22 protein-coding genes and 1 riboswitch are annotated in these 22,318 nt (G+C 75.2%); of the genes, 9 read left to right on the plus strand and 13 right to left on the minus strand.

Going from position 1 to position 22,318, the window contains the following annotated elements; translation table 11 throughout:
• Positions 1–42: 42 nt before the first annotated feature.
• The gene (locus CELF_RS17405) at positions 43–1,353 is read right to left on the minus strand and encodes a uracil-xanthine permease family protein (protein ID WP_013772587.1); all 1,311 of its coding nucleotides are present in this window, start codon (positions 1,351–1,353) and stop codon (positions 43–45) included.
• Positions 1,354–1,497: 144 nt separating this feature from the next.
• Between CELF_RS17405 and CELF_RS17410 the strand changes: the two genes are divergently transcribed.
• Both CELF_RS17410 and CELF_RS17415 read left to right on the plus strand, forming a co-directional pair.
• Positions 1,498–1,719: a hypothetical protein gene (locus CELF_RS17410; protein ID WP_013772588.1), complete on the plus strand. Its 222-nt coding sequence runs from the start codon at positions 1,498–1,500 to the stop codon at positions 1,717–1,719.
• A 211-nt stretch (positions 1,720–1,930) separates the two neighbouring features.
• Positions 1,931–3,232, plus strand: a complete 1,302-nt coding sequence (locus CELF_RS17415; RefSeq protein WP_013772589.1) for a glycosyltransferase 87 family protein — start codon at positions 1,931–1,933, stop codon at positions 3,230–3,232.
• On the opposite strand, the gene CELF_RS17420 is transcribed toward CELF_RS17415, so the two are convergent.
• The 4 genes from CELF_RS17420 to CELF_RS17435 form a co-directional block, all read right to left on the minus strand.
• Positions 3,207–5,351: a glycosyl hydrolase gene (locus CELF_RS17420; protein ID WP_013772590.1), complete on the minus strand. Its 2,145-nt coding sequence runs from the start codon at positions 5,349–5,351 to the stop codon at positions 3,207–3,209. The two genes, CELF_RS17415 and CELF_RS17420, sit on opposite strands and share 26 nt — an antisense overlap.
• Positions 5,348–6,079 carry an efflux RND transporter periplasmic adaptor subunit gene (locus tag CELF_RS17425; RefSeq protein ID WP_013772591.1) on the minus strand — a complete coding sequence of 244 codons (732 nt, stop codon included), beginning with the start codon at positions 6,077–6,079 and terminating at the stop codon, positions 5,348–5,350. Before CELF_RS17425 ends, CELF_RS17420 begins: the two co-directional genes overlap by 4 nt.
• The gene (locus tag CELF_RS17430) at positions 6,076–7,806 is read right to left on the minus strand and encodes a glycosyltransferase family 2 protein (protein WP_013772592.1); all 1,731 of its coding nucleotides are present in this window, start codon (positions 7,804–7,806) and stop codon (positions 6,076–6,078) included. The genes CELF_RS17425 and CELF_RS17430 overlap by 4 nt, the downstream gene beginning before the upstream one ends.
• 401 nt (positions 7,807–8,207) lie before the next feature.
• Complete coding sequence (locus CELF_RS17435) at positions 8,208–9,152, minus strand: LLM class F420-dependent oxidoreductase (RefSeq protein ID WP_013772593.1); 945 nt, start codon at positions 9,150–9,152, stop codon at positions 8,208–8,210.
• Between the two features lie 265 nt (positions 9,153–9,417).
• Here CELF_RS17435 and CELF_RS17440 point away from each other — a divergent pair, with 265 nt between their 5' ends.
• On the plus strand, positions 9,418–10,071 hold the full coding sequence (locus CELF_RS17440; protein WP_041553599.1) for a DUF1684 domain-containing protein: 654 nt from the start codon (positions 9,418–9,420) through the stop codon (positions 10,069–10,071).
• A 42-nt stretch (positions 10,072–10,113) separates the two neighbouring features.
• On the opposite strand, the gene CELF_RS17445 is transcribed toward CELF_RS17440, so the two are convergent.
• From CELF_RS17445 to CELF_RS17455, 3 genes are all read right to left on the minus strand, one after another.
• Positions 10,114–11,040 (minus strand): Fpg/Nei family DNA glycosylase, encoded by a 927-nt coding sequence (locus CELF_RS17445; protein ID WP_013772595.1) that lies wholly within the window; start codon positions 11,038–11,040, stop codon positions 10,114–10,116.
• A gap of 119 nt (positions 11,041–11,159) precedes the next feature.
• Positions 11,160–13,064 carry an AAA family ATPase gene (locus tag CELF_RS17450; RefSeq protein WP_013772596.1) on the minus strand — a complete coding sequence of 635 codons (1,905 nt, stop codon included), beginning with the start codon at positions 13,062–13,064 and terminating at the stop codon, positions 11,160–11,162.
• A 124-nt stretch (positions 13,065–13,188) separates the two neighbouring features.
• The gene (locus tag CELF_RS17455) at positions 13,189–13,992 is read right to left on the minus strand and encodes a tyrosine-protein phosphatase (protein ID WP_013772597.1); all 804 of its coding nucleotides are present in this window, start codon (positions 13,990–13,992) and stop codon (positions 13,189–13,191) included.
• A gap of 94 nt (positions 13,993–14,086) precedes the next feature.
• Positions 14,087–14,196, plus strand: a riboswitch (SAM riboswitch).
• A 15-nt stretch (positions 14,197–14,211) separates the two neighbouring features.
• Here CELF_RS17455 and CELF_RS17460 point away from each other — a divergent pair.
• The 5 genes from CELF_RS17460 to CELF_RS17480 all read left to right on the plus strand — a co-directional run bounded on the left by CELF_RS17460 (position 14,212) and on the right by CELF_RS17480 (position 18,076).
• On the plus strand, positions 14,212–14,772 hold the full coding sequence (locus CELF_RS17460; protein WP_013772598.1) for an NADPH-dependent FMN reductase: 561 nt from the start codon (positions 14,212–14,214) through the stop codon (positions 14,770–14,772).
• A complete protein-coding gene (locus CELF_RS17465; RefSeq protein ID WP_013772599.1) occupies positions 14,769–15,311 on the plus strand; it encodes a flavin reductase family protein in 543 nt (180 codons plus the stop codon). Before CELF_RS17460 ends, CELF_RS17465 begins: the two co-directional genes overlap by 4 nt.
• Positions 15,312–15,459: 148 nt before the next feature.
• On the plus strand, positions 15,460–16,425 hold the full coding sequence (locus tag CELF_RS17470) for a L,D-transpeptidase (RefSeq protein ID WP_013772600.1): 966 nt from the start codon (positions 15,460–15,462) through the stop codon (positions 16,423–16,425).
• Between the two features lie 79 nt (positions 16,426–16,504).
• Positions 16,505–17,293, plus strand: coding sequence for a phosphatase PAP2 family protein (locus CELF_RS17475; RefSeq protein ID WP_013772601.1), 789 nt, complete (start codon positions 16,505–16,507; stop codon positions 17,291–17,293).
• 48 nt (positions 17,294–17,341) lie between these two features.
• Positions 17,342–18,076, plus strand: coding sequence for a phosphatase PAP2 family protein (locus tag CELF_RS17480; protein ID WP_013772602.1), 735 nt, complete (start codon positions 17,342–17,344; stop codon positions 18,074–18,076).
• On the opposite strand, the gene CELF_RS17485 is transcribed toward CELF_RS17480, so the two are convergent.
• From CELF_RS17485 to CELF_RS21545, 5 genes are all read right to left on the minus strand, one after another.
• Positions 18,051–18,608, minus strand: a complete 558-nt coding sequence (locus tag CELF_RS17485) for a hypothetical protein (RefSeq protein ID WP_013772603.1) — start codon at positions 18,606–18,608, stop codon at positions 18,051–18,053. The two genes, CELF_RS17480 and CELF_RS17485, sit on opposite strands and share 26 nt — an antisense overlap.
• A 262-nt stretch (positions 18,609–18,870) precedes the next feature.
• On the minus strand, positions 18,871–19,245 hold the full coding sequence (locus CELF_RS17490; RefSeq protein ID WP_013772604.1) for a cupin domain-containing protein: 375 nt from the start codon (positions 19,243–19,245) through the stop codon (positions 18,871–18,873).
• 106 nt (positions 19,246–19,351) lie between these two features.
• Complete coding sequence (locus CELF_RS20240; protein ID WP_085953212.1) at positions 19,352–19,930, minus strand: DUF2510 domain-containing protein; 579 nt, start codon at positions 19,928–19,930, stop codon at positions 19,352–19,354.
• Between the two features lie 48 nt (positions 19,931–19,978).
• Positions 19,979–20,590 (minus strand): dihydrofolate reductase family protein, encoded by a 612-nt coding sequence (locus tag CELF_RS17500; RefSeq protein ID WP_013772606.1) that lies wholly within the window; start codon positions 20,588–20,590, stop codon positions 19,979–19,981.
• 49 nt (positions 20,591–20,639) lie between these two features.
• Positions 20,640–20,831, minus strand: a complete 192-nt coding sequence (locus CELF_RS21545) for a DUF2510 domain-containing protein (RefSeq protein WP_041553600.1) — start codon at positions 20,829–20,831, stop codon at positions 20,640–20,642.
• 138 nt (positions 20,832–20,969) lie between these two features.
• On the opposite strand from CELF_RS21545, the gene CELF_RS17510 reads away from it, so the two are divergent.
• Positions 20,970–22,175, plus strand: a complete 1,206-nt coding sequence (locus CELF_RS17510; protein ID WP_041553601.1) for a hypothetical protein — start codon at positions 20,970–20,972, stop codon at positions 22,173–22,175.
• The last annotated feature ends 143 nt before the right edge of the window (positions 22,176–22,318 follow it).

Raw genomic sequence — 22,318 nt, forward strand, 5'->3', positions numbered from 1 at the left:
CGGCTCCCGCGCGCCGCCCGTGCGGGCGCGGGAGCCCGCACGTCAGTGGGCCGGCTCGTCCGCCGCCGGCACCGACGCGGGCGTCGCGGGCTCCTGACCCGTGCCGCGCCACTGCGCGACGACGCGCATGAGGTGGTAGAGGCCGATCGCGGTCGCGGTGCCGAGCGCGATGCCCTCGAAGCGCAGCTCCCCGGCGACCCACGTGAAGTTGGCGACGCCCACGACCAGCGCGATCGCGGCCGGCACCAGGTTGACGGGGCTCGAGAAGTCGACGCGGTTCTGGATCCAGATGCGCGCGCCGAGCAGGCCGATCATCCCGTAGAGCATGGTCGTCGCCCCGCCGAGGACGCCGTCGGGGATCGTCTTGACGAGCTCGCCGAACTTCGGCGACAGGCTGAGCAGCAGGGCACCGCCCGCGGCGACCCAGTACGCGGCGGTCGAGTAGACGCGCGTCGCGGCCATGACGCCGATGTTCTCCGCGTACGTCGTGGTGCCGGACCCGCCGCCGAGGCCCGCGAGGGAGGTCGCGATGCCGTCGGCCAGCAGCGCGCGGCCCGTGAGCGGGTCGAGGTCGCGCCCCGTCATGGCCGCGACGGACTTCACGTGACCGACGTTCTCGGCGACGAGCACGAGCACCACCGGCACGAACAGGCCGAGCACCTCGACGTCGAACGACGGCGCCGTGAAGGGCGGCAGCCCGAACCAGGCGGCGTCGCGGAAGCGCGCGAAGTCGACCTGACCCTGCAGGAGCGCGGCGACGTAGCCGACGAGCACGCCGACGAGGATCGACAGGCGACCGAGGATGCCGCGGAACAGGACCGTCGTCAGGACGATCGCGGCGAGCGTGACGATCGCGGTCAGCGGCGCCTTCTGCACCGACCCCCACGCGACCGGCGCGAGGTTGAACCCGATGAGCGCGACGATCGTGCCGGTCACGACCGGCGGCATCACGACCTCGATCCAGCGGGCGCCGACGACGTGCACGAGCGCGCCGACCCCGGCGAGCACCAGGCCCGTCACGAGGATGCCGCCGACCGCGACCGACTGGCCGCCGCTCGCGGTGGCCGCGACGACGGGCGCGATGAACGCGAACGACGACCCGAGGTAGCTCGGCAGCCGGTTCCCCGTGAGGAGCAGGAACGCGACCGTGCCGATCGCGGAGAAGAACAGCGTCGTCTGCGGGGAGAAGTCGGTGATGAGCGGGACCGCGAACGTCGCGCCGAACATCGCGACGACGTGCTGCAGCCCGATCCCGATGGTCCGCGGCCACGTCAGCCGCTCGTCGGGCGCGACCACCTCGCCGGGTCGTACGTCCTTGCCGTCCGCGTGCAGTGTCCAGCCCAGACCCGCCATCACCGCTCCTCGTCGTCGTGCTCCGCGCCGCGCGTCGCCGGACGAAGGGTACGGCCGTGCGGCGCCTCGACGCGCGGACCTCCGGCCCCCGTGCCAGCGTGGGAGGTGCGAGCACCTCCAGGGAGCCACGACGAAGGAGACGTCATGAGCGAGGACGACACGAGGTACGACCTGCCCACGCCCACGGGGGTCGTCCCGGGCGGCGCGCCGGACCCGGTGCGCGACACCGCGCCGCACGCGGAGCCGGCACCGCACGAGGTCGACGCGGACGGTGACGGCTACGTCGACGACGCACCGGTGGTCTACCCCGTCCCCGGTGCCCAGGGAGCGGTCCCGCCGCCGCCGGTGCGCCCGACGCAGGAGTGAGTCGCCAGGGCCCGACGTCGGTGCGCGGCCCGCGCCCGACGTCAGGCCTCGGCGTGCGTGCCGACCGGTGGCGACGGGGTCCGCGGCTGCGCCGTCGGCGATAGCCTGACGGTCGCCCGCCCGCCCGGACGCGCGTCGTCCCGCACCGCCGGAGGCCTCCCTGCACCGCCTGCTGCGCTCGCTGACCGCCGTCTGGGTCGCGTTCCTCGTCGTGCACGCGTGGCTCGCGTGGGTCGGGGTCGTGTGGATCCCCCAGAAGGCGTTCTGGGACCTCGAGCTGTACCGCTACTGGATGTGGCTCGGGCTGCACGAGGGCCAGTGGCCGGTGCTGTCGGGCGACTGGGTGTACCCGGCGGGCGCGGTCGTGCCGATGCTCGCCGCGGCCGCGGGCGGCACCGCCGGTGGGTCCGGGTACGCGACCGTGTGGGCGCTGCTCGTCACGGCGCTCGACGCGGGTGCGCTCGGCGTGCTGCTGCACGCGCCGCGGCTCGCGCGCCCGGTCGGCCGGTCGGGGCACCGCCACCCGCACGAGCCCCGCGTGACCACGGGCGCGTGGTGGTGGATCGGGTTCCTCGCGCTGCTCGGTCCGATCGCGATGGGCCGGCTCGACGCCGTCGTCGCGCCCGTCGTCGTCGTCGCGCTCGCCGTGACGCTGCGGCACCCGCGCCTGTCGTCCGTGCTGCTCACGGTCGGCGCCTGGGTCAAGGTCGCCCCCGGGGCGCTGCTGCTCGCCGTCGTCGTGGCGGTGCGCCGGCCGTGGCGCGACGTCGTGCTGCCCGCGGCGGTCGTGTGCGTCGTCGTGGTCGGTGCCGTCGTCGCCGGGGGCGGTGCGCCGCACCTGCTGTCGTTCCTCGGCGAGCAGGAGGACCGCGGGCTGCAGATCGAGGCCGTCGGCGCGACGCCGTGGGTCGTCTGGGGGCTGTGGAGCGACGAGGTCGAGCGGTTCCTCAACCAGCCGATCGTCACGTGGGAGGTCTCCGGCCCGGGCACGGCGGGGGCCGCGGACGCGCTCGGGGCGCTGTTCGTCGTCGGGCTCGCCGCGTGCGCCGCGCTGCTGTGGTGGCGACGCCTGCACCTCGGTCCGCGGTTCTGGCAGGACGCCGTCGCGCAGCGCGAGCTCGTGGTGCGTGGCGCGATGCTGCTCGTGCTCGCGACGATCGTGTTCAACAAGGTCGGCACGCCGCAGTACGTCGGGTGGCTCGCACCGCCGGTCGCGGTCGCCCTCGCGCTGCGCCTCCCGGGCTGGCGCGTGACCGCCTGGACCGTGGCGGGGGTCGCCGCGGCGACACAGGTCGTCTTCCCGTGGGGGTACGACCAGGTGCTCGCGGGCGAGCCGCTCGTGACCGCCGTGCTCGCGGCCCGCAACGTCGCCCTCGTCGTCCTGCTCGTGCTCACCGCCCGCGCGCTCCTGCGCCCGCCGGCCCACCCGCTGCCCGGCGACGCGGGCGGGGCCCCTGGGGTCTCCCCCGAGGTCGCGCCCGGCACCGTCAGCTCGCCGGCGGGTTCGCCCTGACCGACGCGATGAACGCCAGCATCGACGCACGCGACGAGCCGTCGTCGATCGCCTCCTCCGGCAGGTCGACCGCGGTCTCCCACGCCGCCTTGGCCTCGTCCGGGCCCGCGAGCGCCGAGTACGTCACGACGTAGTCCGCGAGCGGCCCGGTGAGACCGGACTCCTCGACGGCCGCCCGGATCCGCTCCGGGTCGACGTCCGTGGCCAGCGACGTCTGCACGGGACCCATCGGGATGAGCTGGATGCCGAGGATCGCGCTCGGCTCGGGGCTGAACCACGTGGCGTAGTCCCGCTTGGCGCCCCAGCTGATCGAGAAGACCTCGTGGCCGAACCCGTCGAGCGCGGGGTCGTCCAGGTCGGGTGCCGTCCAGTACGCGCGGGCCGAGGCCGCCTCCGTCGAGGTCAGCCAGGCGGCCTGCGTCGCGAGGTCGTCCTGGCCGGACGACTGCGCCCACAGCCCGAGCCCGTTCCAGGCGTTGACCGCCTCGGAGGACGACTCCTGGTTGTTCCCGTCGGCGAACGGCGACGTGCCGGACGCCCACGAGTGCCCGAACCACGGGTCGTACGACCGGAGCTGCGGCAGCGCGTCGGTGGGCGTCGGCGACGCCACGTCCGCCGCGAGCAGGTCCATCACCGGGGCGACGTCGTCCGCGAGGGACGCGTCGTCCGCCGCGAGCAGGCCCGCCGCGGCCAGCAGGTAGCCGTAGTGGAAGTGGTGGTCGTTGAGCTCGTCCGACCCGAACGACGGCGTCAGGCCGATCGCGGACCGGGCGTCCGCGTCGTAGACGAAGCACCGCGCGTCCCGCTGCGCGCACCCGTCCGGCTGCGCCCACTCGCGCAGCGCCTCGGTCGTGCGCGTGCGCAGGTCGGCCACGACGTCGTCGGCACCGAGCTGCTCGCCGAGCGTGACGAGCGACGCGGCCCGGAACAGGGCCTTGCCGCCGAAGTACGTGTCCGACGGGAACGGCTCGGTCGCGGCGACGTCCGCGGTGAGCGCGTCGACGACCGCCGTGCGCTCGTCGTCGGGGACGCCGTCGAGGTCGAGGCTGCCCGTCGGGCGGACCGTCGGCGCGAACGCCGTGAGGTGCGAGCCGGCGCACAGCTCGAGCGAGCCGTACACGCTCGGGTACGTCCCGAGGTCGCAGCCGTCGCGCTCCGGCTGGGTGCCGGTGCGGTGGTGCGGGGCGAGCACGTAGGCCGTCGGCGCGCCGCCCGCGGTGCGGTACGTGAGCGTCGTGCGGGCCACGTCGTCGTCCACGCCGTAGGTGACGTCGACACCGGTCACGGGGTCGGCGGCCGCCTCCGCGAGGGTCGCGGCCGCGTCGGCGTCCGCGTCCTGCGGGACCGGGTACCACGTCGCGGTCGACCCGGCGGCGAGCGTGCCGTCCGGGTCGGCGCCGACGAGCGCCCACTCGGTGCCCGCGACCGTGACCGTGGCCGGCCCGTCGCCCGACGCCTCGAACGACCCCGCCTGCGCCGACGACGCGACCGTGAGCTCCCGCTCGGCCGTCAGGCTCACGAACGGCGAACCCTCCGCGAGGACGACGTGCCCGAGCACCGCGCCGGCGGCGTCGAGCAGGTCGATCGTGACGCTCACCGGGTCGGCGGCGCTGACCTGTGCGGACGCGGCGCCCGCGTCGACCGTGACGGCCGGCACGTGCGGCCCCACGACCGCCTTGTCGCTCGCGACCGGGTCCGGCACGCCGAGCGTGAACCCGGACCCGGTGAGCGCGAACGACACCGGCTGCGCGAACACCGGCTGCGACTCCTCGCCGAACACCAGGCCGCTGTACCAGCGGTTCGTCGGCGGGACGACCCCGTCGGCCAGGCGCACCGGGTCGATCTTCGCGACCGACGCCTGCTCGACGCCCGCGGTCAGCGCCGCGGTGTCGAGGTCGGGCGGCGTCGCGTCGGGCGGACCCTCGAGCCGGACCTCCGGGGCGGAGCCGCCGGCCCGGTCGGCCGTGGGGGCGTCGGCGCGCCCCCACGGGCCGACCAGGGCGACGACGGCCCCCACGGCCAGCACCGCCACCGCCGCGACGGCGACCACCACCCAGCGTCGGCGGCGGGACGTGGCGCCCGCCGGCAGGTTCGTGGGCAGGTCGGTGCGTGCGGTCATCCGAAGATCCCCTCCAGGTAGCCCTTCACGGAGTCGGCGGCGCGGGTCACCACCCCGTCGTTCTCCAGGTGCAGCTCGGCGGTGACGGGCGTCCCCGCGGACACGAGCCCGTCCTGCGCGCCTTCCTTGAGGGACGAGCCCTTGATGGTGAAGACGGCCTGCGCCTGACCGTTGACCGTCTCGACGGTGTTCTTGTCGACGGTCGCGGTGATCTCGCGCTGGTTGGGCAGCACGATCGTCACGTCGGCCCCGTCGGGGACGCGTGCGTACTCCTTCGCGGAGAGCGTGTACTCGGCCTGGACGTACAGCGTCCCGGCCCGCTGCACGGTCGCGAGCTCGCTCGCGGACTGCACGAACGTGCCCCGCTCCGAGCCGATCGTCGTGACGGTGCCGTCGCCCGTGGCGAGGACGACGAGGCGGCCTCCGGCGTCGATCTGCGTCGCCTCGGTCGCCTGGCGGGCGAAGCCGTTGCGGATGTCGTACTGCAGCGTGGCGGAGTCGATGACGAACAGCGGGTCGCCCGTCTTTACGGTGTCGCCCACGTCGACCAGCTGGTCGACGACGAGGCCCGCGTAGGGCGTCCCGACGCTGTACGAGCGGGCCAGGATCTGCGCGGAGTTCGACTGCGCGACCCCGCGTGTCTCGTTGAGCTGGTACGTCGCCAGTGCGGCGAGCACGGCGACGACGAGCACGCCCACGGCGAGGCGGATGCGGCTTCCCCAGGTCATGCGGCACCTCCGGTGAGAGCGGTCTGCGGGCGGGCGGTGTCGGACGCGGTGGTGGGGGCTGCGGTCTCGGCGAGCCGGCGGGCGCGCTGCTCGGCCCGTGCGGCCAGGCGGCCTGCGTGCCCCTCCTTCCACGCGGTCACGACGAAGCCGCCGAGGATGAGGGTGTTGGTGGCGTTCCACGCGAGCGCGAGGCTCAGGTAGCCGTTGCCGAGGTCCTTCCAGACCCCGACCACGGTCGTCAGCAGCAGCAGGACGAAGAACAGGACCTGCGGCATCATGAACGCGAACGGCGACCGGTAGGCGCCCTTCTGGCCGGTCACGTGCCACTTCTGCTCGCGGCGCAGCAGCGCGTTGACCAGGGCCCGCGTGTAGATCGGGAAGGACACCGACGCGAGCAGCAGCACCTCCCACCGGAACGACCCGAGCGTGTAGAACGCCAGGACGACCTGCAGGACGTAGAACCCGGCGTAGTACAGCGCCCACTGCAGGGGCGTGATGGTCAGGTTCATCGGGGTGAGGTCGAAGAAGATCTGCAGCGGCGGCACCAGAAGCAGGAGCAGCGGCGCGATGCCGGTGAGGTAGTGGGTCGCCGTCACCGTGTACATGAGGCGCTGGTCCATCGTCAGCCTGCGCCGCGGCGACAGCGGGTTGTGGGTGAGCATGATCTCGAAGCCGCCCGTCGCCCACCGCTGCTGCTGCTTGGTGTACGCCTCGACGGTCTCGGGGGTGTCGCCGACCGCGAGGGTGGTCGGGATGTAGATCGTCCGCCAGCCCTTCTCGTGCAGCATGAGCGACGTCCACACGTCCTCCGACTTCGAGTCGGAGTAGATGCCGCCGACCGAGTCGATCGCGGCCCGGCGGAAGATCACGTTGGTGCCGACGCAGAACGCGGCGTTGAACCGGTTACGGCCCGGCTGCACGAAGCGGTAGAACACCGCCTGCATGTAGCCCGCGCCGCGCGAGATGACCGTGTGCAGGTTGCCGTACGTCTGCGGCGTCTGGACGAACGCGACGTCGTCCGAGGCGAAGAACGGCACGGTCTCGTGCAGGAACTCGGGCTTCGGGATGAAGTCCGCGTCGAACACGACGAAGAAGTCACCGCGCGTCAGCGACAGCGCGTGGTTGATGTTGCCTGCCTTGGCGCCGTTGCTCGACAGCCGCCGCACGTACCGGGCGCCGAGCTCGGCCGCCAGGTCGCGGACCTCGTCGGACCGGCCGTCGTCCAGCACGTACGTGTCATGCCTGCCCTGCATGGCCACGGCGGCGGAGACGGTGCGGCGGATGGTGTCGAGGTCCTCCCCGTAGGTCGTGATGAACACGTCGATGTCGACGGGCCACTCCTGCAGGTGCATCCGCCAGTCCTGCGGCCGCCTCTCGGCCTTCTCGCGGACGATCTCGGCCAGGTCGTACAGCCGGTCCTGCGCGAGGTGGAACGCGAACGTCCGCGGGTTGTGCCCGCTGGACAGCACGGTCCACATCGCCAGCAGGGCGTGCAGCACGAGGATCGTCTCCGCGACCATGACCATCGTGTACGGCAGCCAGTCGCCGCGGTTGGCCGGGTTGAGCAGGAAGACGGCGTAGATGATGACCCCCGCCGCGGCGAGGAGGACCAGCAGCAGCAGCGACGGGCTCTGCGCCTCGACGTTCTCCGGTGTGCTGGTGGGTCTGATGCGCTCGGACTCTGTCCTGCGCGGCTCGATCACGAGCCTGTCGAACGTGGTGGCCACGTTGGCGCCCCCTTGTGGTCGTCCGGTCGAGCGGGGTGGTGTGTGCTCACCACCCCGATGCGACGGCGACGCTGGCGCCGGGCCGCACAAGGCGGGACGCCGCGGGAGCCATGGTGCGCGGGTGGCTCCCGGCGGGCGTCGCCGCCCCGTGAATGACTTCGAACGTACGGAGGGTTGTCGGATGTGTCCACGCACGTCCGATGTGCGCCGGATCACAATCCGGGTTCACGCGGACGAACAGGACATGAACGGACAAGCGTCGCGGCGCAGGTAGGGACGGGTGCGGGAGGCGAGCCGCCCTGCTCGTGGACGTCCGCCTCCCGCACCGGCGCGTCTCGCGTGCCGAGACACAGATGCCCCGGTCAGGTGACTCCGCGCGCGCCCGACCGGGCGACCTGAGGTCAGCCCAGCCGGGGGACGACCTCACGCGCCACGAGGTCCAGGTGGTCCAGGTCGTGCACGTCGAGCACCTGGAGGTACACGCGCGACAGGCCCTGCTCGCGCAGCCACGCCAGCCGGTCCACGACCTCGTCGACCGTGCCTGCGACGCCGTGCTCGCGCAGCTCGTCGACCTCCCGCCCGATCGCCGCGGCACGCCGCGCGACCTGAGCCTCGTCGGCGCCGGCGCACAGCACGAGCGCCGCGGACCGCACGAGGCTCTCCGGCGCCCGGCCCGCCTCCGTGAGCGCCCGGTCGACGTTCGCGAGCTTGTCGGCGATCTCGTCGAACGCGGGGAACGCCAGGTTGAACTCCGCCGCGTAGCGCGCCGCGAGCGCGGGGGTGCGGCGCGGGCCGCTGCCGCCGACGATCACCGGTACTCCCGCGCGCGACGGGTCCAGCGGAGACTGCTGCACCGGCTTGGGCAGCGCGGGCGAGTCCGTGAGCGTGTAGTGCGCGCCCTCGTGCGAGAACGTCTCCCCCACCGGCGTCCCCCACAGGCCCGTGACGACCGCGAGCTGCTCCTCGAGGATGCCGAACCGCTTCTCCGGGAACGGGATGCCGTACGCCGCGTGCTCCTGCGCGAACCAGCCCGTGCCGAGCCCGAGCTCGACCCGCCCGCCCGACATCTGGTCCACCTGCGCGACCTGGATCGCCAGGATCCCGGGGTGCCGGAACGTCGCCGACGACACGAGCGTGCCCAGCCGGATGCGGCTCGTCTCGCGGGCCAGCCCCGCGAGCGTCGTCCACGCGTCCGTCGGCCCCGGCAGGCCGTCGCCGCCCATCGTCAGGTAGTGGTCCGAGCGGAAGAAGGCGTCGAACCCGAGGTCCTCCGTGGCCTTCGCGACCGCGAGCAGGTCGTCGTACGTGGCCCCCTGCTGGGGCTCGGTGAAGATGCGCAGATCCATGCCCCCACCTTCACACGCCCACCCCACCCCCTCGCACGCCACCCCCGCCCCTCCCGCCCCTCCCGGCCCCCCGCCGCCCGTCCCCCCGGGTCGAGTTCGTCAGACCCGGCCGAGTTCGTCAGCCCCGGCCGAGTTCGTCAGCTAGAGCGCGCGAACTCGACCGGAGCTGACGAACTCGACGCCGGGGGTGGCGTGAGCGGGGGTGGGGTGGGGAGGGGGTGTGGGAGGCGGGGCGGGCGGGGGGACGGCGTGCGAGGGTGGGAGGGTGCCGCACCGACCGACGACCCCGTCCGCCCGGGCCGCCGACGCGCTCGCCGTCGCCGACTGGCGGCGGCGTGTCACCGAGACCTACACGACCGTGCGCCGGCTCGCGCGCGAGGACCCCGCGGGCGCCCACGCCGTGTGGGTCCAGCGCCGCGACGAGCTCTTCGCCGAGCACCCTGCGTCCCCGCTCGACGCCCCCGCACGCGCGGCGTTCGCGGGCCTGGACGTCGGACGCTACGACGCGGCGTTCCGGTTCGAGGTGGAGGTCGAGCCCTCGGAGTCGCAGCGCCTCGACCTGACGACGGGGACCGACGGCGTCGTCCCGTTCGAGCGCGTGGGGACCGTGACGCTGCCCGACGTCGGGACGCTCGCGGTCTGGGCGCTGCGGTCGTACGGCGGCGGGCTGTTCGTGCCGGTGCGCGACGCGCTCGCAGGCGCACCGGGCGGCACGTTCGGCGGCGGCCGGTACGTGCTGGACACGATCAAGGGCGCGGACCTCGGCACGTCACGCGGGCTGCTGGTCGTCGACCTGAACTTCGCGTACAACCCGTCGTGCGCGTACGACCCGTCGTGGGCGTGCCCGCTCGCGACGCGCGCCAACACGGTCGCGGTCGACCTCCCCGTCGGCGAGCGCACCTTCCCGCTCCCCGACTGACCGGCCTCCCGATGCCCGGGGCGCACCGCCGGGCCGCGGGACTCAGCGCTGGCAGACCGGGCAGTGGTAGAGCTTGCGCGTCGCCATCTCCTCGACGATGACGGGCGTCCCGCAGACGCGGCACGGCAGACCCGCGCGGCCGTAGACCCAGTGCCGCTGCCTCGGGTCCGCGAGCGCCTGCGCGCGCCCCTCGGCGTCGAGGTCCTCGCGCGTGATCATGGCGCCTACGCGGATGCCGTCGTCGAGCAGGACGACCCAGTCCCGCCAGAGCGCCCGCACGACGTCGGGCGGCACGCGCCGGCCGGGGGTGTGCGGGTCGAGCCGCGCGCGGAACAGCAGCTCGGCGCGGTAGATGTTGCCGATCCCCGCGACGACGGACTGGTCCATGAGGAGCTGGCCGACCGCCACGGTGCGGGACGTCACGCGCTGCACGACGACCTCCTGCGCGGCGTCGAGGTCGTCGGTGGACGCCGGGTCCGGGCCGAGCCGGTCGACCACGGCCTGCGCCGCGACCGGGTCGAGGACCTCGCACGCCGTCGGGCCGCGCAGGTCGGCGACGGACTGCGTCGTCGCGAGCCGGACGCGCACCGCGCCCACGGGCTCCGGCGGGAAGACGGGGGCGTCGGCGCCGCCGCGCAGCTCGTGCTCGCCCTCGCCCATGCGCACCGCCCGCCGCAGGCGCGGCGCTCCCATGCTGCCCACGGCCACCTGACCGTCGACGATCGGCGAGACGACCCCGTGGAAGTCCCACGCGCCGTACAGCCCGAGGTGGACGCGCAGGACGTCGCCGCCGTCGAACGTCGCGAAGAGCTGCTTGCCGACCGCCTCGACGCCGACGAGCTCACGCCCGTCGAGGCGCTCGGCGCCGGCGGCGAACCGCCCCTGCGGGGACGTGACGGCGATCCGGTGGCCGACGAAGTCGCGGCGGAGCTGACGGGCGATGCGGTGGACGGTATGACCCTCGGGCACGGTCGCCCACGCTAACGCCCGGGCCCGACGTCCGCGGCCCGACGTCCGCAGCCCGACGTCCGCGGCCCGACGCGGGCAGCCTGGCCCCGGCAGTCCGACCCTCGCGGCCGGGCGGGCCCTCAGTCGGTCGACGTGGGGCGCACCGCCGGGGCGACGACGGCACGGCCGAACGGCGCCGGGCGGTACGGCTCCTCCGCGAGGGGCGGCGGCACGACGAGGTCCGCGTCGCGCGTCGCCTCGGCGTGCGCCTGCACGAGCACGTCGGTGATCTCGCGGCCGATGAGCTCGTGCCGCTCGAGCAGCGCGTCGCGCAGGGCCTCGACGAGGTAGCGGTGCCGGGACAGCAGCCGCCGCACGGTCGCGCGCGCGTCCTCGAGCACCTGCTCGAGCTGCGCGCGAGCCCGCGGGTCGGACACCACGGCGTCGACGAGCGGCTTGTCGGTCGCGAGGAACGACACGAGCGAGCCGGTCATGCCCGCCGCGCCGACCATCTGCGCGGCGGTGCGCGTCGCGGCGGCGAGGTCGCCCGCGGGGCCGGTCGTCGTCTGGCCGAAGAACAGCTCCTCCGCGACCCAGCCGCCCATCGCGATCTGCACGAGGGCACGCAGGTCGCCCTGGGACCGGGTCCACACCTCCTCGCAGTCGCCGTGCGCGAGGAGACCGAGCGCCTCGCCGCGGCGGACGATCGTCAGCACCTCGAGGCTGCGGTTGGGCGCCACGAGCCAGGCGGTGACGGCGTGGCCGGCCTCGTGCGTCGCGATGAGCTCCTGCTCGGCGCGCGTGTAGTGGACGGGCTGCCCGATGCCGACCATCTCGGTGATGCGGGCTGTCTCGACGTCCTGGAAGGACATCGTGAGCGAGCCGCGACGCAGTGCGTTGACGAGCGCCTCGTCGAGCAGGTGCTCGATCATCACGGGCGTCCAGCCGTTGGTCGACGCGGCGACGCGGTCCCGCACGACGGGGTCGTCGAGCTCCTCGTCGTGCGAACGGCGGGCCAGGAAGTGGTCGACGAGCGCGCGCCGGCCGTGCGCGTCGGGCGCGGCGAACGTCAGGCGGCGGTCGAAGCGGCCCGGGCGCAGCAGGGCGGGGTCGAGCGAGTCGGCACGGTTGGTCGCGGCGATCAGCAGGACCGGCGCCTGCCCGGGACGCCGCTGGCGGAGCTGCCGGTGCGCGGGGAGGAACAGGTTCACGGCGGCGATGCACCGGTTGACGAGCTTGTCCGTCCCCGTGGGCTCGTCGAACGACTGCATCTGGACGAGCAGCTCGTTGACGACGCCGCCGGTCCCCTCGCTGACGACCGCGTCGACGACCGTCCCGGGCCGGGCACCTCCGGCGGCACCGAGCACGGTCCGCGAGGACGACCCGAGCAGCCCGCCGCGGCGCAGCGCGATCGCGTCGATCTCCTCGATGAACCCGATCGCCCCGCCCTCGGCGCGCGCCGCACGACGCAGCGCCCGGAAGTACGCACGGATCTTGCGGGCCGTCGCGCCGTAGTACATCGACTGGAACGACGTCGCCGAGACGAACAGGAACGGCACGCCGGCCTCGGCGGCCATGGCCTTGGCCGTCATGGTCTTGCCGGTGCCCGGCGCCCCCTCGAACAGCAGACCGCGGCGCGGGGTGCCGCCCATCTGGTCGGCGAACTGCCTGTGCGTCTGGAAGAGGTCGATCGAGCGCCGCACGTCCTCCTTGACGGGGTCGATCCCGATGACGTCCGCCAGGCGCACGTCGACCTGCTCGGGCCGGTAGACGACGTGCGGCGACCGGGCGGAGCCGACCTGCGTGCCGACCATCAGCAGCAGCAGCGCGGCGAAGAACAGCACCGGCACGAGCACGAGCGGGTCGACCGCGGGCACCGACGGGACGATCTCGCGGCCCAGCAGGGCGCTCACGATGACGTACGCCTCGAGCGCGAGGACGACGACCGCGAGCCGGTACACGCGGCGGCGGCGCATGCGCTCGCGGTCGCGCGCGATGTCGTGCGCGCCGCGCCGGATGGGGGAGACCAGCTCGTCCTCGTGCACGCGTCCGCCTTCCGTCGGGTCCGGTCCGCCCATCGTCGGCGCGCCACGCCGGGTGCGGCAACATCGGACATACCGGACCACCCGAACGGACCAACCGGACGAACCGCGCAGGTCGCGGAGCCCGTCAGTGCTCGCGCAGCGTGCGCCGCAGCGCCTCGACCTCGACCTCGCCGAGCCCGAGCCCGTCGCGCAGGTACGCGTCGAAGGAGCCGAACCGGTCGTCGACGGTGTCGAGCGCGGCCCGCAGGTAGTCCGGCCGGACCTCGAGGAACGGGGTCAGCACCGCGGGGTCGCCGCCCGCGTCCTCGAGCTGCGCGAGCAGCGGCGCGAACCGGGCACGCACGGCCGGGTTCACGGCGAGGAACTCCTCGGTCGCGTCGTCCTCGGCGACGCCCGCCGCCAGCAGCAGCACCGTGGCTGCCCAGCCGGTGCGGTCCTTCCCGGCCGTGCAGTGGAACAGCACGGGCGCGCCCCGCGCGTCGAGGACCGTGCGGACCAGCGTCGCGTAGCCGGCTCGCGCGGCCGGCGCCGCGACGAGCCTGCGGTACGTCGCGCGCATCTGCTCGGCGACGTCCGCGCCGTCGAGCGCCTCGGCCAGGGCCGCCGGACGGCTCAGCAGCGACGCGGCCGCGGTCGCCGCGGCCCGCGGCATGTCGGCGAGGACGTCGACCTCGACGAGCGACGCACCCCGCGGCACCCGCTCCGGGCGCGCCTCCCGCTCGGCGGCCGTGCGCAGGTCCACGACCGTCCGGATGCCGAGGCCCGCGAGCGCCGGGTCGTCCACGACGTCGTCGGACGACAGCTCTCCCGAGCGGAACACGACCCCGCGCGCGACTGTCCCGCCGTCGGCGGTGCGGCGCCCGCCCAGGTCGCGCAGGTTCGTCACCGCCGTCGCGGGCAGCACGTGCGGGTCGGGGACCTCCGTCATCCCGCGATCGTGGCACGACGCGCGCTGTCCGCACTGCGAGATCACCGGCCGAACCCCTTGTCGGGCTCCACGCCGCTGGTAGAAACCGCGGCCAGGTCACGAGCACCAGCACGCAAGCCCCGGCTCGCTGGTCAGCAACCCCTCCACGACGGGGTGCTCCGGGAGATGACCCGGCCGCGCCACCCGGTGCGGCAAGCGTGAACGTGAAGGAGCAGCACCGTGAGCCACCTCGTCCCCGTGGTCGCCCTCGTCGGCAACCCCCGTCCGGCGTCCCGCACCCGCAGCACCGCGGAGCGCGTCGCCGCGCGAGTCCTGCCGCACGTGGGCGCCGATCCCGGCACGCCGACGTCCGCCGTCACGACCGTCGACCTCGCGGCCCTCGCGCCCCAGCTCTTCGCGGCCGAGCACCCCGACGTCGACGCCGCGCTGCGGACCGTCGCCGGCGCGGGCGTGCTCGTCGTCGCGACACCCGTCTACAAGGCCTCGTACACCGGGCTGCTGAAGGCGTTCCTCGACGGGTACGGGCCGGACGCGCTCGCGGGCGTCGTCGCCGTGCCGCTGGTCGTGTCGGGCTCCCCCGCGCACACCCTCGTCGGCGAGGCGTACCTGCGCCCGCTCCTCGTCGAGCTCGGCGCGACCGTCCCGACACGCGCCCTCGCCGTCACCGAGGCCGAGCTCGCCGACCTCGACACGGTCGTCGACCGCTGGCTCGAGCGGGCCGCCGAGCCGCTGCGCCGCGCGCTGCACGGCACGGCCGCCCTCGCCGGGGCGCTCCGGTGACCGCCGAGGTGCTCCGCGCCCTCGACGCGGACCTCGCGCAGCAGGACGAGCCGCAGCTGTCCCCCGACGCGTACAAGGAGGTGTTCCGCCGGCACCCCGCGGGCGTCGCCGTCGTGACGCTGCGCGACGAGGACCGGCTCGTCGGGTTCACCGCGACGTCCGTCATCTCCGTGTCCGCCGCGCCGCCGCTGCTCGCCTTCTCGCTCGCGTCGACGTCGTCGTCGTGGCCCGCCGTGGCGCGCGCCCGGACGCTCGCGATCAGCTTCCTGTCCGGCGCGCAGGACGACGTGTCCGCGCGGTTCGCGACGAGCGGCATCGACCGGTTCGCCGCCGGGGGCTGGACGGCGCTGCCGTCCGGGGAGCCCGTGATCGACGGTGCCGTGTCGTGGGTGCGGGGGCGCGTCGTGCAGCGCACGCCCGTCGGGGGGTCGTACCTGGTGTCGGTCCGCGCGCTCGCGCACGGCACGACCACCGAGGTCACGCCGCTCGTCTACCACGACCGCACGTACCACCGGATCGGCGACGCGACGGCGATCTGACCCCGCACGCCGCGGTCGGCGACGCGCCCGCGGACGGGGGTGCGGCCGGCCGGGTGCAGCGGCCGCTTTGCGGTGCTCCACCGGTGCGGCGCACGATGGACGTGCACGCGCGTGCTCCCGCGCCACGCTCCACCCGGAGGTCGTCCGCATGCCCGTCGTCGCCGCCCGGCACCATTCCGTCGTGGCCCCGGCCGGTGCGCGCGCGGACGGCCGGGCGCGGCAGGGGGCGCGGCGACGAGCGGTACGGCGGCGGGCGCTGCGGGCGTCGGTGGCCGGTGCGCTGGTCGTGGCGGCGCTCGCGGGCTGCGCCGGTACCGCCGAGCGGGCCGCGCCCGAGCCCGTCCTCGTGCCGCAGCCCGTCGCCGTGGCCAAGGCCGCCGCACCCGCGCCGCCGCCTCCCGTCGACCTGGCGACGCTGCCCGTCGTCGACCTCCTGCACGTCGTCCCGGGACTGCCCGGCCCGGACGGGCTGACGCCCCTGGAGAACGAGGACCCGGCCCTGGGCCGCTGGCGGACCGTCGTGGTCACCGAGCCGACGGCCGCGCACGCGTCGGCGGGCGGCCCGGCCGTCGGGGTCCTGCCGTCCGAGGTGCTCGGTGCCGCGAACGTCCTGCCCGTCGTCGAGGAGTCGCCCGGGTGGGTGCGCGTGCTCGTCGCGACGCGCGGCGCGCTGCCCCGCGAGGACCGCAGCCGGGTCAACGGCCGGACGGCGTGGGTCCGCACCTCGGACGTGGCGCCGTCCGGCACGGACTGGTCGGTCGTGGTCGACGTCGCGGCGCAGACGCTCACCGTCGACGACGGCACGTCGGTGCGCACCTTCCCCGTCCTCGCGACGGGCGCCCCCGCGACGCCGACCCCGCACGCGCCCGCGTTCCTGCTCGGGCTGCGGTGGGTCGAGCCCGGCACGACCACGCCGCGCGTGCTCCCGCTGTCGACGCAGAGCGAGACGATCGACCACTACGACATCCCCACCGGCACCGCCGTCACGGCGATCCACACCACGACGCTGCGCGGCCGGGGCGCGGTGTCGAACGGCTGCGTGCGCGTGAGCGACGAGGTCATCGACGCGCTGTGGCAGGCCCCGGCGGGGACGGTCGTCACGACCGTCGGCTGACCCGGGCCGGCGGTTCGCCCGTCGTCGGGCCGTCGGCGTTCGCCGCGCGGTCCCGCGGACGCGCACCTACCCTCACCGCATGCACGCGACCACCGTCCGCCGCCGCGCACTCGTGCGCGCCGCGACGTTCGGCGTGGTCGCCGCGGCGCCCGTCCTCGTCCTCGCGTTCCTGGTCCGGGGCGAGCTGAGCGCGCTCGTCCGCCTGGACACGTCCGTGATCGCCGCCGCGACCGACGCCACCCGGGCCCGGCCCGGGCTGCGGACCGCGCTCGTCGCGTGGCAGGCCGCGTTCCAGGCGGTGTGGGTGAATCTCGCCGGCACCGCCCTGTGCGTGTGGGTGTGGCGTCGTCACCAGCTCGGCACGCGAGCGCTGTGGGCGTTCGGCACCCTCATGGCGGGGTGGATGCTGCAGCTCGCCGCGAAGGGGGTCGTGCAGCGCGCCCGGCCGGTCGTCGAGGACGCCGTCGAGCACGCCCCCGGGTCCAGCTTCCCGTCCGGCCACGCCGCGAACACGACGGTCGCCGCGGTGACGCTCACCCTCCTCGTCTGGCCGCTGCTCGGCCGCACCGCCCGGGTCGTCGTGCCCGCCGTCGCCGGGACGCTCGTGCTCGCGACCGCCGCGGACCGCGTCCTGCTCGGCGTGCACTACCCGTCGGACGTCGTCGCGGGGATCCTGCTGGGCGGCGCGATCGCCGGCGCGTCCTACGTCGGCTACCGCGGCTTCGGCGGCACCACGCGGCCACCGGCCGACGTGCCCGACGTCCCGCACGGCGGCGACGCCCCGCCGGACGACACCACTCGTCGCGACGGTCCGACACCGGTCGACGCGCCTCGGCACCCCCTACGCCCGCCCGGTGCCCGTCCCTGACCGCCCCGCACCCCGACGCGCCCGTCCCCGCCCCCCGAGGAGGACTCCGTGCACACCTTCCTGCACCGCTACGAGCTCGACACGTCAGCGCCGACGTCGCACGAGTTCTGGCGGGACCTGTCACGGCGCGCGCTGCTGCCCGCCGTCGGGCTGTGGCTCGTGATCGTCGGTGCCGGGCTGCTCATCGTCGGCCCGCTGCAGAACCTGCCGTCCGAGGCGGGCGTCAACCGGTGGTTCGAGGCGCGCCGCACGGAGACGCTCAACACGGTCACCGCGGTGCTGTCCGGCATCGGGCAGACGGAGTTCATCATCGGCGCGTGCGCGCTCGCGATCGGGCTGCTGTGGTGGAAGACCCGGCAGTGGTGGTTCGCCCTCGTGCCCGGGCTCGCGGTCTCCTTGCAGGCGCTCGTGTTCCTCACGTCCGCGCTGGTCGTCGGGCGGGGCCGTCCCGAGGTGCAGCACCTCGACGACTCGCCGCCCACGTCGAGCTACCCGAGCGGCCACACCGGCGCCGCGACCGCGTTCTACCTCACGCTCGCAGCGCTGTGCCAGCGCATCGGCAACCCCGTCCTGCGCTGGACCCTGACCGTGCTGTGCCTGCTCGTGCCGTTCTGCGTGGGCATCGGGCGCATGTACCGCGGCATGCACTCCCTGACGGACGTGCTGCTCGGGTTCGTCAACGGCGTCGCGTGCGCCGTGCTCGCGTGGGGCTACCTGCGTCGCGACACGAGCGGCTCGCGGTCCCGCGCGACGCCCGTCAGCGCGGGGCGCGCGCGCCGCTGAGCGCCTCGCGTCCGGCGAGCGCCGCGAGCGTGCGCAGCTGCTTGCGCATCATCACGAGGTCGCCCCAGGCCAGCAGCTCGCGACGCACCGCGTCGGCTCGGCCGCCCGTCGGCGAGCCGACGCGCAGGACCGCCACGTACCGCGACCGGCCCGGCCCGTCCGGGCGGACCGCGTAGGTCATGACCACGGGCCCGAACGCCCGCAGCGCCCGCGGCTCGACGATCCGCAGCGTCAGGTGCTCGTCGGCCTCGACGCAGACCAGCTCGAAGATCCGCATCATCGTGGTCCCGGCGACGAGCTCCTGCGGGCGGACGGTCCGCGTCCGTGGGCTGCGCCGGCCGCCGTTGTCCAGCAGGTCGTAGCTGTAGGGCGCGACGCGCAGCTGGCCCAGCCACGCGAACGCCGTCGGGACCGGGGCCGCGACGTCGACCGCCCGGACCAGCCGCAGCGGCTGGTCGGTGGCGAGGTCGTCGCACGCGTACCGCCGCTCGACCTCGTCGGGCCGGGCCCCCCACACCGTCGCGACGCTCATGCCGACCGCCCCCGCTCCCCGCCCCGGCTCCCGTGCTGCTGCCGACGCTAGGCCAGCCGCCTCGCCCCGCTCGGCCCCTCAGCCCACCCACAGCCGGCGCCGGCCACCGGCCACGCCCGCTGAGCACGACACGTGGTCGTCGCCGTCTCGCTCACGCTCACGCCGCGGGCGGGAAGGTCGCGTCCGCGGGAAGGTGCGCTCCGCGGAGGTGCGTTCTCGACGGGCAGGCGCGCGCTCGCCCGGCGGGCGCGACGCGTGGGCGTCAGCTGCGGGCGACGGGCGGGTCGTCGGCGTCGTTCTCGCCGTGGGAGCCGCGCGGGACGCTCGTCACCGTCGTCAGCAGGAAGACCGCGTCCTCCAGCGCGACGACCGCGTGCCGCTCGTGCGTGAGCACCCACAGCTCGCCCGCCGCCGGCTCGGCCTGGCCGCCGTCCGACTCGACGCGCACGCGCCCGCTCAGCACCTGCATCGTCGCCGCCGCGGGCGAGTTGTGCTCCCCCAGGCGCGAGCCCGCCGTGAGAGCCAGGACGGTCTGCCGGAGCTCGCCGTCGTGCGCGACGAGCTCCGCGCTGCGGCCGTGCGGGTCCTGCCGGGCGAGGTCCAGGTGCTCCTGCGCCTTGGCGGTCAGGTCGATCACGACGGGCTCCCTCCACGCTGACGGTCGGTCCGCGCCGATCCTAGGAGCGCCGCGCACGCACCGCCCGTGCGCGCGCCGGTGACCGCCGAGAGGTCCCGCGGCGCCGTCAGGCCGAGGTCAGGGCCCAGATCGCCGCGGCCGACGCGAGCACGCCCGCGACGATCGCGAACACCGCCCGGCCCCGCCCGTGCCCGCCCCGGCCCGCCACGACCATCGCCCACGCCCCGAAGCCGATCGCGACCGGCCCCAGCACCCACAGCCCGAGGGCGAACAGCCCGACGTACCCCGCCACGATCGACTGCCACGACCGGCCGACAGGCAGCGTCCAGTGCATCGCGGTGCGCGGGCCGTGCGCGTCGGCGGCCGGACCGGTCGCGAACGTCGGCACGAACGGCGCCGCGCCCACCGTCTGCACGGCGTACGGCGACGCACCGAAGCCCGCCGACGGGACGACGGGCGACCCTGCGGCCGGCGCGAACGGCGCCGCAGAGGGGGCCGACGCGACGTACGCGGGCTGCCGGGGCGTGTCCGGCCCGGGGTGGGGCACCGCCCAGCCCGTCGCGGGCGCCGACACAGGCGCAGGCGCGACCGGCTGGGTGTGCTCGGTCCAGCCGTTCCCGTCGAACCACCGGACGACACCGGGCGTGCTGCCGTCGGGGTACCACCCGGCCGGGACGTGGGTCATGCCGGAGTCGTCGGCATCCCCGCCCCCGACCTTGAGCACCACCGCAGGTCACGCCCCGGGCAGCGAGTCCTTCACGTCGTCGTAGCCGGCCTCGCCGGGCATGGAGCTCGGCGCGTAGACGACCTTCATGACGCCCGTCGGGAACACGTCCGAGCGCAGCAGCCGCAGCGGGTAGATCGGCTCGCCCTCGTCGAACAGCCGCTCCCCCTTGCGCGCCGCGACGGGGTGGACGAACAGCCGCAGCTCGTCGACGAGCCCGGCCGCGAGCAGCTGCCGCACGACCGACAGCGACCCGGGGACGAGGACCCGCTCGACGCCCGCCTCGGCCTTGAGCGCCGTCACGGCCTCGACGAGGTCCCCCTGCAGGCGCTCCGCGTTGCGCCAGCCGAGGTCCGCGTCGCCGCGGGTCACGACGACCTTGCGCGTGTCCCCGAGCTGCGCGGCGAACGTCGCGTCCTCCTCGCCCGCGGCCTCCCGCCCGGGCCACGCACCCGCGAAGCTGTCGTAGGTGACGCGCCCCAGCAGGAGCACGTCGACGTCCTCGTAGTCGTCACCGACGGCCGCGCCCATCGCGTCGTCGAAGTAGGGGAAGTGCCACGCCGGGTCGATCTCCGCGACGCCGTCGAGCGAGATGAACAGGGTCGAGACGAGGGTCGCCATCGGTCCTCCAGGTCCGGGCCGCGCCCGGAACGCACGACCGCCGGACCGATCAGACCACGGTGGGCGGTGCGGAGACGACCCCTCGGCGGGTGCGCTCCACGTGCTGGCCGGGCCTGGGCGGCGGCGGCACGGACGCGGTGGGCGTCGTGTGCTCGGTCCACGCACGACCGTCGAACCACCGGCGCTGCCCGGGGGTCCTCGCGTCCGGGTACCACCCGGCCGGCGTCCTGCGTCGCTTCACACCAGGTCCTTCGGCGGGCCTCCAGGTGTTCTTGAGCCGAACCGTCCGGCGGCCCCGGTGTGGCGGGGCGCTGGTCCCGGTTCGTCCCGGTCTGGCACAGTCGCACCCGGGGGGACGCGACGACCGACGGAGGTCCGCATGGGGGCACGCGCACGCACGACGACCCTGCTGGTCGGGGTGGTCTGGCTGATCCTGACGTCGTCCGGCCCGGCGGTGGCGGCCGATCCCTCGGTGGTGGTCGGCGTCGGCGCGGACGGCCTGTCCATCGAGGAGTCCGACGGCTCCTGGACGGGCGAGGTGACCGCCACCAACCTCACCGACGCGACCGTCCGGGCGGACGTCACCGGCCCGTCGGGCTGCTCCGCGACTCTCGTGCCCGCCGACGTGCCCGCGGCGCGTCAGGTGACGCTCGACGTCACGCTGTCGGGCTGCACCGTCGAGGACGGCGACGAGCTCACCCTCACGTTCGGCACCACCCGGCACACCGTCGAGCTCGACGTCGACGACCCCGACGTCGCCCCGACCACGCGGGTCGTCGTCGCCTTCGGCATCGCGCTCGTCGCCGCGCTCCTCACGATGCTGGTCCGCGGAGCACGCCGCCCGAGGCTGGGCCCGGCCCCCGCGAAGCGCTACCCCCTGAGCACCACCCTGGACGGCATCACGGCGGGCTGGTCGCTCGACAGCTGGGCGGGCAACCTGACCGTCACCGGCACCGCGCTGCTCGCGCTCGTCGGCGCCGCCGACCCCCTGACCGCCCTGCTCGGGTCCGAGCCCGAGGAGACCGTCGCGCGCCTCCTCGTCGCGGGGCTCGCCGCGTCCCTGCTGGTGTCGGCCGCACCGATGGTCCTCAAGATCGTCGGGAAGACGGAGGACGTGACGATCCTCGGCCTCCTGCTCGGCGGCGGGCTCACGCTCGCCGGCACCCTCGGGCTGCTGCTCAACGTCGTGTGGGCCGCGGTCGACCTCGACGCCGACACCGCCCTGCGCGTCGGCATCGCCGTCCTCGCCGGCCTCGCTGCCGTGGGCGTCGTCGCCTACGGCTACCGCTCGCTGGGCCACCTGCTGACGCCCGACGTGCTGTCCCCCGCCGCCGACCCGGTCGCGGTGGAGTACGTCGTCGCCGCCGCCCAGGCCCTTCCGCGCAGCACCGACATGGGCCACGCGTCACGCGTCCACGCGCTCGCGGTCTCCCTCGCCGCAGCCGCCGAGGCGCAGACCGTCGTCGTCCCGCCGCCCCCCGGCGTCCCCGCCGACGCCGACGCCCGCGGCGGCCCGCCGCAACCAGCGCCTCCGGTCGTCGTCCGCCGCCCTCGCGCCCGCGAGCGCCGCACGGGCGTCCTGTGACCCGGGGGCACCCGCTGATCCGGTGACGAGACCAGAGCCCCGTTCGTCACGGTCGGGCTGTCGGCACCTTCCCCCACCGCGGAGGCACCGCCAGGCCGATCGGAGGACGCACGTGCATCCCGGCGTGACGGGGCAGCGGATCG

Origin of the sequence: Cellulomonas fimi ATCC 484 (assembly GCF_000212695.1) — a bacterium.
Classification (GTDB): domain Bacteria; phylum Actinomycetota; class Actinomycetes; order Actinomycetales; family Cellulomonadaceae; genus Cellulomonas; species Cellulomonas fimi.